Source organism: Bacillus inaquosorum (genome assembly GCF_023238325.1).
GTDB lineage: Bacteria > Bacillota > Bacilli > Bacillales > Bacillaceae > Bacillus > Bacillus inaquosorum.
Genome location: NZ_CP096592.1, coordinates 1,642,997 through 1,655,766, shown reverse-complemented (window position 1 = coordinate 1,655,766; position 12,770 = coordinate 1,642,997). Strand labels below are relative to the sequence as shown.

The window sequence follows — 12,770 nt, the reverse complement described above, 5'->3', positions numbered from 1 at the left end:
TAAAATTAGATAACTTTCATATTATACCACACATCCTCTTTAAAAGCGTCACGTTTTTCTGTAAACTTATTATAAGACGTAAAAGGGGATGGAAAATATGAAAAAAATGAATTGGCTTTTACTATTATTTGCATTTGCAGCGGTTTTCAGCATTATGCTGATCGGCGTCTTTATCGCTGAAAAAAGCGCAATAGGCATTGCAGCCAGCATTGTACTTGTTTGCACCGTTATGGGCGGCGGATTTACATTAAAAAAGAAAATGCGCGAGCAGGGCTTGCTTGATTAAAAGCATTGCCCCACTGGAGACATTGTAATCAAAAAACACCGCAAAGAAAGCGGTGTTTTTTATTTCATTAAGTCTTATCTCCCCTGTTTCTTAGTCGGGAAGATGCAAAACAGGATCCATACATAGACAATCGTTCTAACGATTACACATGTGACGGCCAAAAGTAGTTCGGCAACGGCATACATAAAATACCATAGAGCCTATTTTTCTCATACTAATCTCTCCCTATAATGGAATTTGTAACACAATTCATAAAAGGGAGAGAAGAAACATGAAGAAAACATTTGTAAAAAAAGCTATGCTAACGACTGCCGCAATGACCTCAGCTGCTCTATTAACGTTCGGCCCTGATGCAGCCAGCGCAAAAACATTGGCTGATAACACTGCTGTTCATGTTCAGCATCAGACAATCACAAACGAAGATCTCAATACATTCATTGATGTATTAAATCAATGTATATACGAACAAGACGGTGTGTATTATTTTGACAGTGAAAAAGCTGTCGAGCTAGGAATGACAAAAGAAGAGGCTCAAGTAATCGCAACATTATGGGAGTCGACATCAGAGTTTTTCAATGTTGTTTCACAATGTGTGTATGTCGAAGATGGAAATTACAAATTTGATACAGAAAAAGCAATTGAACTTGGCTTCACAGAAAAAGAAGCACTCGCACTTGAACAATTTTTCTCTGCTGTTTCCCTAAAGATCCACATTCTTCAAGCAGCCATTGTATTACAAGACGGTGTATACAGCTATGATAAAGATGCAGCGGTACAAGCAGGCGCGACACCTCTGCAAGCTGACGTTTACGAAAAACTCTTCGGTGCTCTGTCACAAGAACAGCTTGCCGCAATCTACGAAATGATTCATCCCCAAGCTTAATCTAAAAAAGCGCTTGTCCGTTTTCCGGCAAGCGCTTTTCCTTATATCAGCAGTTTGATGATCAGCATCACAGCAACCGCCGCTCCAAACCAGCAGGCAGCTTTAACGATCAGCAAACCGTAGTACCTCTGTTTAAACCGTATTTCCTCTTCCGGCAGAAAATTCTCCTCAACGGCCTGTTCACCTTCCAATTCAAAAGGCTCAGCCATCATGTCAAACATTTCTCTGCAGCTGCTGCAGGTTTTTAAATGCTCTTCAATGACGTGTTCCGTTTCTCTTTTACAATCACCTTCAAGATACAGAGGAAGCAAGTCTCTTACTAGAAAGCAGGTCATATCCCCTCCTCCTCTCTTCTTTTCGCCATGTTTTTTTTAAGCTCTAATCTGGCCCGGTGAAGTGTGGTTTTCACCTTTGAAAGACTCCATCCTAATATCTCCGCGATTTCTTCATAAGAAAGCTCTTGGAATTCTCTTAAAATCAAAACGGATTGATGCTGATCCTTTAACTGCAGGAGCTCCTGCCGAAGTGTTTCGTTTTTTACCGTCCGTGACAGATACTGTTCAGGCTGTTCATAAGTTGTCTGCGTTAACCCTTCATTTTTGCTGATATCAGTAAATTGGTATTTGACATCCCTGCGGTACCAATTAACAAAGGTGTGATGTGCAATTGTATAAAGCCACGTTCTGATGGAAGAATGCCCCCTAAACGAAGACAAACCGTTTAGAGCTTTCACAAATGTGTCCTGCGCTAAGTCCTTGGCTGTTTCAAGGTGATGAGTCCTTCTGAATAAATAATTCAAAATTTCTTGGTAATACTGTCGATACAAGTCCTCAATAGAATCCCTATGCTTCATTAAAAGTAAAACCACACCGTCATCCAGATGGCCAATAAAATGAAACAGATATACATGGAAGACAGGTATACTTTCATATGTCTAATTTGGTTCTCTTCTTCAGCACCCGGGCTTCTCTTGAAACAAGATTCACTCTTTAAGTCTTCCGCGCTCTTTTGATATAAGGGCTCATGCTGTTTCATCCATTCCATTGATTCATCCTCTAGCTCACCCTCTTTATATAGGTCGTATAAATCTAAAAAAACAGACTCTTTTTCTTTATGATTCATAAAGACTTTTCACCTCTTGTGTTTCTCCATCCACCACGTAAGCATCATGGCGGTTTGACCCGAACGGCTGAATAATGATCAGCCATGCATAATGGCGTTCATTTCCTCTTTGAATGATAATCGGACGCATGCGCTTTTTATAAATGACATCCCGATATGCAGCAGCTACTTTTTCATAAGCCAATTTTCCATCACGATACGTATAAGGAAATGATTTATCGCGTGTATCGCTGTAAACATCAACGTTAAGCATCCCTTGATCTTCAAAAAACTCGTACGTTTTAGAAGAGTCATGATACACCACCGCATCACTCTGCCTGCTTTTTTTCTTCATTTCTGATACATCAGCATCGAAGACCGATAATATTTGCTGTTGCAGCCGACTGTTTGTTAATGAGATATTCTTTTTCGTTGGAAGCGAAAGACGTTGTAAACTGCCGGATTCACTTTCAAAGTCCAAAACAATTCCGCCTTTTGTTTCAACTTGCACTAAACTTCCAAGCAGGCTGTCGCTTTCAATATCTGTGATCTGATAAGGCTGTTTCGGTATGTTTAAAACTGCAAACATTTCCTTCACTTTGTCGTGTATGTCTTGTTCTGTGATATGAACATGCTGAAGAGAATTAAGCTGATAAATAGAAGGATCTTCACCAAAGCCCATTAAGGTTTCCTTTTCCCAATAAAATACTGTGCCTTCATCATCGTTATCTTTTTTATGAAATTGATTTTTCAAGAATATATGTACGACTGTCTGGCCGTCTTCTTTGGATACCGCTGTTGCGACATGATCCTTGTTTAACACACGGCCATGCCGTTCAAGGAAAGCAACGGATTTCCGGACGTACTCTTGATCAGTAAGCGTTTTTCCCCGCGGCTTTTTCAAGTACTGATAATTAAGAATCAGCTGTGACACCTCATCCACTTCAGCCTCATAGCTCATGCTTTCAAATGAGTAGAAATAATGCACATCCATCTTTGTATCATGCAAATACAATGTCTCATCCGTAGGAAAAAATGACTTTAGTATCTGTTCCGCTTTTTCTGATGAAATGTGCTCTCCTACAAAATTGAATGAATCGTGGACATTTGCTGGCTTTGATACAGCGAAAGCAGCCGTTCCTATGTTATATATCGGATTTAATAGCAAGATAAAAAACACAATGACAGCCATCGTCAGCCACTTATTCACACGCACATAAACCTTTCCTGACTTTTGGAACAGATGATAGCTCATCAAAAATCCCGCCATTGTCAAATAAATCGTATATGGCATCACTGCACCATAGTCAATCGAGATATGCTCAGGATATGGCACAAGCAGCAGGACAAGCAGTCCGATAATCAGCGTATAAAATAAACCCAGTAAAATCTTATTTGTTCTCCAATACAGTTTGAAAAACAGTACATTCAACACAATAGGTAGAATGATGATTAAAAACAGGAACACGAAATCAATCGGCTCGATCCCATCAGGGAATTCCTTCAAAAACGAAAAGAAACTGAATATCATTTGTACAATCGGCAAACTGACAACGGCAAGATCAAACGTATAAAACATGCCTTTTCCGCCATGATCACGAAGCACAAGCATATAGTGAAAAGCCGTCAGCAGCACGTATCCGTATAACAAAAAATGCAACAGCGGCAGCAGTTCATTTCCATCATCCCTCAAGTAAGCGCTGGAAAAGTTTGTTACTTGCACCTGATGAATGAGTTCAACAGATACCCCGGCCAGCAAAACAATCCGCAATAAGACACCTGCCAAGAACATTGTGCGGTACCGGTTTATTTTAGGATGATGCACCAATAGATATAAGCCCGCAAGAACAACAATGGACCATTGAATCAGCAAGGTGCTTTGTCTGCTTAATATAAAATAACGTTCGAAATGTAATACATAATGACTGAATAACTCCAACAAGAACAACAATCCTTTACTTCTTATTAAGGCCTCAGTCGGTTAGACAGCCGGCTTGTCAAAAAGTTTCAATAAGAAACAAAAAATCTCTCATCTTCTCTTTGATATGTAAAAAGACATAACACTTGCAATGCACCATCACATGACACATGACTCATCTTGATATTATTCAGCAAAAATAAACACAGGACAATTCTATCAATTTTGTCTAGTTATGTTAGTTTTTGTTGAGTATTCCAGAATGCTAGTTTAATATAACGATATAAAGATTTTTCAGTATTTTCAAAAAGGGGGATTTATTGTGGGTTTAGGTAAGAAATTGTCTGTTGCTGTCGCTGCTTCGTTTATGAGTTTGTCAATCAGCCTTCCTGGTGTTCAGGCTGCTGAAAGTCATCAGCTTAAAGAGAATCAAACAAATTTCCTCTCCAAAAACGCAATTGCGCAATCAGAACTATCTGCACCAAATGACAAGGCTGTCAAACAGTTTTTGAAAAAGAACAGTAACATTTTCAAAGGTGACCCTGCTAAAAGGCTGAAGCTAGTTGAAAGCACGACTGATGCCCTTGGGTACAAGCACTTTCGATATGCGCCTGTGGTTAATGGAGTGCCTATTAAAGATTCACAAGTGATCGTTCACGTCGATAAATCCGATAATGTCTATGCGGTCAATGGTGAATTACACAATCAATCTGCTGGCAAAACAGAAAACAGCCAAAAAGTCTCTTCTGAAAAAGCGCTGGCACTCGCTTTCAAAGCCATCGGCAAATCACCGGACGCTGTTTCTAACGGAACGGCCAAAAACAGTGATAAAGCCGAGTTAAAAGCGGTAGAAACAAAGGACGGCAGCTATCGTCTTGCTTACGATGTGACGATTCGCTATATCGAGCCTGAACCTGCAAACTGGGAAGTCTTAGTTGATGCCGAAACAGGCAGCATATTAAAACAGCAAAATAAAGTAGAGCATGCTGCCGCCACTGGAAGCGGAACAACTCTAAAGGGCGCAACCGTTCCTTTGAACATCTCTTATGAGAGCGGAAAATACGTTCTAAGAGATCTTTCAAAACCAACAGGCACTCAAATCATCACATATGACTTGCAAAACAGACAAAGCCGCCTTCCGGGAACGCTTGTCTCAAGCACAACTAATACATTTACAACTTCATCTCAGCGGGCAGCCGTTGACGCCCACTATAACCTTGGTAAAGTGTACGATTATTTTTATTCGACATTTAAACGGAACAGCTATGATAACAAAGGCAGTAAAATCGTTTCTTCCGTTCACTACGGCACTCGGTATAACAATGCTGCATGGACAGGCGATCAAATGATTTACGGTGACGGCGACGGATCATTCTTCTCTCCGCTTTCCGGCTCATTAGATGTGACAGCACATGAAATGACACATGGCGTCACTCAAGAAACGGCCAACTTGATTTATGAAAATCAGCCGGGGGCATTAAACGAATCATTCTCTGACGTATTCGGTTATTTTACAGATACAGAAGACTGGGACATTGGTGAAGACATTACAGTCAGCCAGCCTGCTCTCCGCAGCCTGTCCAATCCGACAAAATACGATCAGCCTGACAACTACGCCAATTACCAAAACCTTCCAAACACAGATGAAGGCGATTATGGCGGCGTACACATAAACAGCGGGATTCCAAACAAAGCCGCTTACAATACCATTACAAAGCTTGGTGTATCTAAATCACAGCAAATCTATTACCGCGCGTTAACAACGTACCTCACGCCTTCTTCCACGTTCAAAGATGCAAAGGCAGCTCTTATTCAGTCTGCCCGTGATCTGTACGGCTCAACTGATGCCGCTAAAGTTGAAGCAGCCTGGAATGCTGTTGGATTGTAATATTAGAAAAAGCCTGAGATCTCTCAGGCTTTTTTTCGTTACATGTATTGATTTTCGTTTCTGTTGTAATTATAATCATTACAACGAAAGGATGATACCATGAGAATCAGCACCCGCTTCACGATAGCCGTACATATGTTGTCTCTATTAAATGTGCGGACGGATCACCTCACCTCAGAACAAATGGCTGACAGCGTAAATACCAATCCAGTCATTATCCGCCAAATCAGCCGCTTATTAAAAAAAGCAGGTCTAATCGATGTGAAAAGGGGTTCGGGTGGGGCTTATTTATTAAAAGATGCAGACGTCATCACTTTATACGACATCTATAAGGCCACTGAAGTTGTTGAAGAAGGCGCGCTTTTTCATTCCCATGAAAACCCCAACCCAAACTGCTGGGTCGGAGCAAATATTCATCGTGTTCTCGAGCTCATTTTATTAAAAGCCCAAGACGCCATGGAGAATATATTGAAGGAAACAAGCGTAAAAGAACTGACTGAATTAATCGTTCAAAAAAGGAATGCTTCACAGTAAGCATACTTTTTTTATAACCGTTGTAATGAAGTTTATTACAACAGATAAACCCTATTTCATACTGGAGATGATGAGATGAAAGAAATAAAAGAACTTCATTGGGAGCAAAATGTTAATTCATATGTACAACTTATTCCTGATATTGAATTTTCAACCGTAGAAAATACTACTCTTACATTAAATTTGTTGGTGCGCCGCGATCCAATGGATGCGTTGTTTGACAAAAAAGGCAACCAAGAAACCTACCCTTTAATAATTTATTTACAAGGATGCGGCTGGGGCTGGACAAAACAGGATACATACGCCTTTTTGCCTCAGCTTGCTGAATTTGCAAAAGAGGGGTACACCGTCGCAAGTGTGCAGTACAGAGGAAGCGGCGATGCAGTCTTCCCCGCTCAGCTGCAGGATATAAAAACAGCAGTACGTTTTTTAAAAGCCAACGCTTCAGCATACAATATTGATCCGCAAAACATTGGGGTTTGGGGAGATTCTTCCGGCGGACACTTGGCTCTACTGCTCGGATTAACTGAAGGATTAAAAGAATTCGATGGAAACCGGGAATATGCACATGTATCGAGTCGAGTGCAGGCCATTACAGATTGGTTTGGGCCGACCGATTTACTGACAATGAGCCGATATCCGTCTATTTTTGACCATGACTCCCCTCATTCTCCTGAATCCAAGCTTATTGGCGGGGCAATTCAGGAACATAAGGAAAAAGCCAGAAAAGCCAGTCCTATTGAATATGTACATCGCGAGGCGCCGCCAATTCTTATTATGCATGGTGATCAGGATGACGTCGTTCCGTATGAGCAAAGCGCTGAATTTTATCACGCACTAAAAAAAGCAGGCCACGATGCCATTATGTATAAAATAAAGGAGGCCGGACATACCGGTTTTACCCAGCATCATACTCTTAACATTGTAAAAGATTTTTTTAACTGCTATCTAAAGAATGAACGTAAGCATATGAAATAAAGGAAGTTCATACGACTGAAGAAAAGAACAAAAACATTGACAAAAAAATTATTTACTCCATAATTTACCATTTATATATTTGTATGTATAATAAGATTCTCCTGACCAGGGGAATCTTATTTTTTATGGGAGGATTATTTCATGAGGAAAAATGAGTCCAGCTTAACGTCTTTGATTTCAGCATTTGCCCGTGCGTATCACAGCCGATATGACACGCCTCTCATTTTTGATGATTTTATTACAAAAGATCTTATTAACGAAAAAGAGTTTTCCGACATCAGTGAGAATATGATTCAGGGAACATCGCTTTTCAACATTGATAAAGATAAACATTCTTCAGCCTTCTGAGAGTGTCTTATTATTTAACACGAGAAGAAGATGCAAGCTTGATTTATTTTCTCATGTCCCATCAGGGAGCTCTATCGTTTTTGATTACGCGGACGAAACACTCTTTACAGCAAAAGGAACATCAAATAGAGTTGAACATCTGGTGAAGATGGCTGCTGCAAGCGGAGAACCGATGAAATCTTGTTTTACTTATGATGAAATTGAAAAAATGTTAGATTCATCAGGTTTGCTGATCTATGAACATCTATCACCAGCCGACATTAATGGCCTTTTCTTTGGCAATCGAACAGACTATTTGTCAGCGTTTGAAACGATTCATTATATTCATGCAGTGAAAAAATAATTTTTCAACAGATGCCTCTCAATTTTGGGAGGCTTTTTAAGGTACTGGCATACAAAAAATAAGCTGCCGTCATCATACGGCAGCTTCCGCTAAAGGCTTTACCAAGATCAAAAATGATTTGCCTTTCTCATCATTTTCCGTTTTCAGCTGTTCGAAGCCGCATTGGCTCAAAAACAGTATCCATTCACTGCGGTCAATGGGAACTGCCGCAAACATCGCTTTATGTTTGTCTCTAAGCGATTTGCTGATCCGTTCAATGATTATCCTCGCATGTCCCTTTTTTTCTTCATCCGGGTCTACCAGCACCGTTCCAAGCCACGGCTTTCCGTTGGAAGGCGCCCACTCGAGATGATAGCTGACGGCAACAGGCTGACCGTCTTTTTCCCATACAAGCCATGACCCGTTGTACATGGAATAGGAGATTATATAGCTTTCTGCATCTTTCTCCCCAAACTCCTCCTCTTTCCATACAGGATGAGCCTCCGCGAGCTTCTCTAACAAGCTGAGGTCATCTTGTTCAAAAGGCCTACTTTCCAGCATGAAGATACTCTTCAAATATCGTTTTATGTATAGATGGGTTTCCGGCCAGCACACTGTGATTTTCTAAAAAGGTAAACGGCTCTCCCTCAATGGTCGTATAAATGCCTCCTACTTCATTTAACAGCACACAGCCGGCTGCATAATCCCATGGCGCAAGCCGCATCGTGATGTAAGCATCTATTCTTCCTGCCGCGACATTTGCCAGCTCTAAAGCGGCAGAACCGTAGGATCGTGTGCCTCTGACTCTTTTCACAAGGGGCGCTAGCACACTTGAATCAATTCTTCTGTTTTCCGTTACCCATGTCGCATTAATGGCAAGAATCGCTTCTTCAATGACGGTTTCTTTTAAGGGAGCCAGCTTCGTTTCATTCATATAAGCTCCTCTGCCGCTAAATGCGTGATACAGCTCATCATGCACCACATCATAAATTAACCCGATTTTCCCTTCTCCGTTTTCAAAAATTCCGATTGAAATTGCGAAATTTCTCTGCTGGTGCACAAAATTCATCGTCCCGTCAATCGGGTCGATAATCCAGACGACTCCCTCAAGTGAGTGGAGTTTGTCCCCTTGCCCTTCTTCGCCGAGTATGCGGTGTCCCGGAAACGTTTTTTGAATGCGGTCAATGAAAAACTTTTCCGTTTCTTTGTCAATATTGGTGACTAAATCATTCGGATTTGATTTCGTTTCAATTGTCAGGCTTTCATGCATGGATTGTTTAATTCTCGCGCCTGCTTCTCTTACCCATTTCTTTGCAATTTCATCAATTTCCGTCCAATTTGTCATTCGTGCGTACCTCTCTTCTATGTAGACCTTTATTTTATAGGATACTGATAACGGCGGTGAAAAAGCAAGGAAAATGAAAAATATCCCTTCTCATGTAAAAACGAACCATTCACGCGGTTCGTTTTCACTATCGCTTTTTTACCCGTTAAGACGAATCCATTCTTTTCTGAGTCGCTCAAGTTTGTTTTTGCTTTGCTCAATCTGTTCTTCATTTTCTTTTTGCATTGCTTCATATAGGGTTGCCAATTCATAATCAACCTCTAGTCTCCAGACAGCTACACGATTGTTTTTCTCTTCCTTAAATCCCTCTTTCACAACTTGCCTCATTGTCTTTCGCCCCTTCCAGAGATCATTTGTTTGTAAAAAAGCATCCCATTTTGCCATTCAACAATGATTACTTCTTATATCGTATGATTGTTCTATTTACGCGTAACATGATTCTGAAAATTGTGTGTTTACCTACTCGTTTATTACCACATTTCCCCTTTCTTCAAACGCGCTCAATCTTTTTGCCGCTCGTCCTAACTGTGATAAAATATGTATACTTAGCATGAAGGAGGAAAATCATGACACAAATGCGTTTTACGGAAGAAGACTTTAACACATTTACAATAGAAGGCTTAGACGCGCGCATGGAAGTATTAAAAGAGACGGTCCGTCCGAAGCTTACAGCTCTAGGCGAACATTTTGCCCCAACTTTATCAGCTCTAACCGGAGATGAAATGTTTCCGCATGTGGCAAAGCACGCAAGAAGATCCGTCAATCCCCCTGCTGACAGCTGGGTGGCGTTCGCAAACAGCAAAAGAGGCTATAAAAAACTGCCGCATTTTCAGATTGGTTTATGGGAAAGCCACGTATTTGTGTGGTTCGCGATTATTTATGAATCCCCTATCAAAGAAGAATACGGCAAATTGCTTGAAGCGAACCAGGAAACGATTACCAATAATATTCCAGACAGCTTCGTTTGGTCCGCAGATCACACAAAACCGGGAGTACATAAGCAGTCTGAAATGGACAAGGAACAGCTGAAGACGTTGTTTGAGCGTTTGCAGACCATAAAGAAAGCCGAGCTGTTATGCGGCATCCAGCTTCAAAAAGAAGAAGTGCTGAATATGAACAACCAGGAATTCCTTCAGCGTATCGACGATGCCTTCCAGCAGCTTGCTTTTCTGTACCGTTTCACCCAAAAAGTATCACAAGCATAAAAAAGAGCCGGGATATCACCCGGCTCTTTTTCTTACATCTTAATCTTCGCCTGATCAGATTCTCTTGCTTGTTTGACCGTACGATAAGGAGAGTATGTACTTTGTTCTTCAAACTCGCTGCATAGCTTTTTCTCCTCGGCCTTCCCCGGGACAATCTCCTTGAAACGGCGGTAAGCTTTAAGCAGTTCTTCACGATCCGCGCCTTTTTCATATGCATGCTCAACCTGCTGGAAAAACGCAATCACATCTACTGCTTCTTCGGTTGTCCAATCTTCATTCATCGGATATTGGTATTCCATTTTCTTCACTCCTTATAGATTTACTTCCCTTAAGAGAAAGCATCTTCATTTGATCATAAATTGTTCTTTACATTCTTTCAAGTTCATAATATAATTCATTTGTTTTACGTCTAAAAAACGGTTGAGAAACTGATTTTAATACACACTATTATGCATAGGTATGATTACAAAGGTGGGAAAACAATTGTCGCAACATGAAACACCCTTATACACAGGACTGAAAAAGCATGCAAGCAGACAGCCTGTTCAATTCCACATTCCCGGCCATAAAAAAGGGGCAGGAATGGACCCAGAATTCAGACAATTTATCGGTGAAAACGCGTTAAGCATAGATTTAATCAATATTGAACCATTAGATGACCTGCACGCGCCAAAAGGCATCATTAAACAAGCACAGGATCTGGCGGCTGAAGCATTTGGCGCGGACCACACATTTTTTTCTGTTCAAGGAACAAGCGGCGCCATTATGACAATGGTGATGGCTGTTTGCGGACCTGGAGATAAAATTATTATTCCAAGAAATGTGCACAAATCAATTATGACAGCTATTGTATTTTCCGGAGCGATCCCAATCTTTATTCATCCTGAAATTGACAATGAATTGGGCATCTCCCACGGCATTACACTTGAATCTGCTAAACGGGCGCTTACCGAGCACCCAGATGCAAAAGGGCTTCTCGTCATCAACCCGACATATTTCGGTGTTGCAGCCGACTTAAAAAGCATTGTAGAACTCGCTCATTCGTTCGATGTGCCGGTGCTTGTTGATGAAGCACACGGCGTTCATATTCATTTTCACGACGAATTGCCGCTTTCAGCTATGCAGGCAGGAGCAGACATAGCAGCGACAAGTGTCCACAAACTGGGCGGATCACTGACCCAAAGCTCTATTTTAAACATGAGAGAAGGCCTTGTATCTAAAGACAGAGTGCAATCCATCCTGAGCATGCTGACAACAACGTCAACATCTTACTTGCTTCTCGCCTCTCTGGATGTTGCCAGAAAACGCCTTTCAACAGAAGGCCATCAGCTTGCTGAGGAGACACTGAAGCTTGCCAACCAGACGAGAGATCGCCTCAATCAGATTGAAGGCATTTATTGTGTCGGTTCTGAGATTCTTGGTTCGAAAGCAGCTTACAGCTATGACCCGACAAAATTGATTATCTCTGTCAAAAATCTTGGGCTTACAGGTCATGACGTTGAAAAATGGCTTCGTGAATCCTTTAATATTGAAGTTGAGCTTTCTGATTTGTACAATATTTTGTGTATTTTCACCCCTGGTGACAGCCAAAATGATGCAGACCGGCTTGTAGAGGCTTTAACGGAGATCGCACATCAAATGTCAGAACAAGATGTAACACATCAGCAAACTGAGGTTTTGCTTCCGGAAATTCCTTTATTGGCAATGACACCGCGTGATGCTTTCTATGCAAATACGGAAGTCATCCCATTAAAAGAAGCATCCGGACGGATTATCGCTGAATTTGTCATGGTATATCCGCCTGGTATTCCAATCTTCATTCCAGGTGAGATTATTACAGAAGAAAACATCAGCTACATTTTCAAGAACCTCGACGCAGGTCTCCCTGTTCAAGGGCCTGAGGACTCGTCGCTAAACATGATCCGGGTCATTAAAGAGCAAAAAGCGATTCAATAAATAAAA

15 protein-coding genes and 1 pseudogene are annotated in these 12,770 nt (G+C 41.2%); 8 read left to right on the top strand and 8 right to left on the bottom strand.

Annotated elements, in window-relative coordinates; genetic code table 11:
- The first annotated feature begins 97 nt into the window (after positions 1-97).
- Positions 98-286: a YlaF family protein gene (locus tag M1M80_RS08195; RefSeq protein WP_060398558.1), complete on the top strand. Its 189-nt coding sequence runs from the start codon at positions 98-100 to the stop codon at positions 284-286.
- A gap of 271 nt (positions 287-557) precedes the next feature.
- Positions 558-1,169, top strand: a complete 612-nt coding sequence (locus M1M80_RS08190; protein WP_060398557.1) for a hypothetical protein — start codon at positions 558-560, stop codon at positions 1,167-1,169.
- A gap of 41 nt (positions 1,170-1,210) precedes the next feature.
- Here the strand turns inward: M1M80_RS08190 and M1M80_RS08185 are convergent, their stop codons facing one another.
- Genes M1M80_RS08185 through M1M80_RS08170 form a run of 4 tightly spaced genes read right to left on the bottom strand, consistent with a single transcriptional unit; the run spans position 1,211 to position 4,221 of the window.
- Positions 1,211-1,504: an anti-sigma factor family protein gene (locus M1M80_RS08185; protein ID WP_003238772.1), complete on the bottom strand. Its 294-nt coding sequence runs from the start codon at positions 1,502-1,504 to the stop codon at positions 1,211-1,213.
- On the bottom strand, positions 1,501-2,022 hold the full coding sequence (ylaC, locus tag M1M80_RS08180; RefSeq protein WP_060400022.1) for an RNA polymerase sigma factor YlaC: 522 nt from the start codon (positions 2,020-2,022) through the stop codon (positions 1,501-1,503). Before ylaC ends, M1M80_RS08185 begins: the two co-directional genes overlap by 4 nt.
- Positions 2,022-2,291, bottom strand: a complete 270-nt coding sequence (locus tag M1M80_RS08175; RefSeq protein ID WP_060398556.1) for a hypothetical protein — start codon at positions 2,289-2,291, stop codon at positions 2,022-2,024. The genes ylaC and M1M80_RS08175 overlap by 1 nt, the downstream gene beginning before the upstream one ends.
- On the bottom strand, positions 2,281-4,221 hold the full coding sequence (locus M1M80_RS08170; RefSeq protein ID WP_080428999.1) for a hypothetical protein: 1,941 nt from the start codon (positions 4,219-4,221) through the stop codon (positions 2,281-2,283). The genes M1M80_RS08175 and M1M80_RS08170 overlap by 11 nt, the downstream gene beginning before the upstream one ends.
- A gap of 289 nt (positions 4,222-4,510) precedes the next feature.
- On the opposite strand from M1M80_RS08170, the gene nprE reads away from it, so the two are divergent.
- The 4 genes and pseudogenes from nprE (at position 4,511) to M1M80_RS08150 (ending at position 8,279) form a co-directional block, all read left to right on the top strand.
- Positions 4,511-6,076 (top strand): neutral metalloprotease NprE, encoded by a 1,566-nt coding sequence (gene nprE, locus M1M80_RS08165; protein ID WP_060398554.1) that lies wholly within the window; start codon positions 4,511-4,513, stop codon positions 6,074-6,076.
- 99 nt (positions 6,077-6,175) lie between these two features.
- Positions 6,176-6,610 (top strand): Rrf2 family transcriptional regulator, encoded by a 435-nt coding sequence (locus tag M1M80_RS08160; RefSeq protein ID WP_060398553.1) that lies wholly within the window; start codon positions 6,176-6,178, stop codon positions 6,608-6,610.
- Between the two features lie 75 nt (positions 6,611-6,685).
- Positions 6,686-7,588 carry a prolyl oligopeptidase family serine peptidase gene (locus M1M80_RS08155; RefSeq protein ID WP_060398552.1) on the top strand — a complete coding sequence of 301 codons (903 nt, stop codon included), beginning with the start codon at positions 6,686-6,688 and terminating at the stop codon, positions 7,586-7,588.
- 141 nt (positions 7,589-7,729) lie between these two features.
- A pseudogene (locus M1M80_RS08150) lies at positions 7,730-8,279 on the top strand (hypothetical protein).
- A gap of 72 nt (positions 8,280-8,351) precedes the next feature.
- Here the strand turns inward: M1M80_RS08150 and M1M80_RS08145 are convergent.
- The 3 genes from M1M80_RS08145 to M1M80_RS08135 form a co-directional block, all read right to left on the bottom strand.
- Positions 8,352-8,780, bottom strand: a complete 429-nt coding sequence (locus M1M80_RS08145; RefSeq protein WP_080429099.1) for a GNAT family N-acetyltransferase — start codon at positions 8,778-8,780, stop codon at positions 8,352-8,354.
- A gap of 25 nt (positions 8,781-8,805) precedes the next feature.
- On the bottom strand, positions 8,806-9,603 hold the full coding sequence (gene suhB / locus M1M80_RS08140; protein WP_060398550.1) for an inositol-1-monophosphatase: 798 nt from the start codon (positions 9,601-9,603) through the stop codon (positions 8,806-8,808).
- A 138-nt stretch (positions 9,604-9,741) separates the two neighbouring features.
- Positions 9,742-9,930, bottom strand: a complete 189-nt coding sequence (locus M1M80_RS08135) for a hypothetical protein (RefSeq protein ID WP_009967148.1) — start codon at positions 9,928-9,930, stop codon at positions 9,742-9,744.
- A 239-nt stretch (positions 9,931-10,169) separates the two neighbouring features.
- Here M1M80_RS08135 and M1M80_RS08130 point away from each other — a divergent pair, with 239 nt between their 5' ends.
- Positions 10,170-10,808 carry a YktB family protein gene (locus M1M80_RS08130; protein ID WP_060398549.1) on the top strand — a complete coding sequence of 213 codons (639 nt, stop codon included), beginning with the start codon at positions 10,170-10,172 and terminating at the stop codon, positions 10,806-10,808.
- Between the two features lie 32 nt (positions 10,809-10,840).
- On the opposite strand, the gene M1M80_RS08125 is transcribed toward M1M80_RS08130, so the two are convergent.
- Complete coding sequence (locus tag M1M80_RS08125) at positions 10,841-11,107, bottom strand: UPF0223 family protein (protein ID WP_003238797.1); 267 nt, start codon at positions 11,105-11,107, stop codon at positions 10,841-10,843.
- 184 nt (positions 11,108-11,291) lie between these two features.
- Here M1M80_RS08125 and speA point away from each other — a divergent pair, with 184 nt between their 5' ends.
- Positions 11,292-12,764 (top strand): arginine decarboxylase, encoded by a 1,473-nt coding sequence (gene speA, locus M1M80_RS08120; RefSeq protein WP_060398548.1) that lies wholly within the window; start codon positions 11,292-11,294, stop codon positions 12,762-12,764.
- Positions 12,765-12,770: the final 6 nt, after the last annotated feature.

Bases quoted from the DNA above. Each gene is read 5' to 3' on its own strand.
- M1M80_RS08195 (WP_060398558.1), top strand. From the start codon at position 98: ATGAAAAAAATGAATTGGCTTTTACTATTATTTGCATTTGCAGCGGTT.
- M1M80_RS08190 (WP_060398557.1), top strand. From the start codon at position 558: ATGAAGAAAACATTTGTAAAAAAAGCTATGCTAACGACTGCCGCAATG.
- M1M80_RS08185 (WP_003238772.1), bottom strand. From the start codon at position 1,504: ATGACCTGCTTTCTAGTAAGAGACTTGCTTCCTCTGTATCTTGAAGGT.
- ylaC (WP_060400022.1), bottom strand. From the start codon at position 2,022: ATGAAGCATAGGGATTCTATTGAGGACTTGTATCGACAGTATTACCAA.
- M1M80_RS08175 (WP_060398556.1), bottom strand. From the start codon at position 2,291: ATGAATCATAAAGAAAAAGAGTCTGTTTTTTTAGATTTATACGACCTA.
- M1M80_RS08160 (WP_060398553.1), top strand. From the start codon at position 6,176: ATGAGAATCAGCACCCGCTTCACGATAGCCGTACATATGTTGTCTCTA.
- M1M80_RS08155 (WP_060398552.1), top strand. From the start codon at position 6,686: ATGAAAGAAATAAAAGAACTTCATTGGGAGCAAAATGTTAATTCATAT.
- suhB (WP_060398550.1), bottom strand. From the start codon at position 9,603: ATGACAAATTGGACGGAAATTGATGAAATTGCAAAGAAATGGGTAAGA.
- M1M80_RS08135 (WP_009967148.1), bottom strand. From the start codon at position 9,930: ATGAGGCAAGTTGTGAAAGAGGGATTTAAGGAAGAGAAAAACAATCGT.
- M1M80_RS08130 (WP_060398549.1), top strand. From the start codon at position 10,170: ATGACACAAATGCGTTTTACGGAAGAAGACTTTAACACATTTACAATA.
- M1M80_RS08125 (WP_003238797.1), bottom strand. From the start codon at position 11,107: ATGGAATACCAATATCCGATGAATGAAGATTGGACAACCGAAGAAGCA.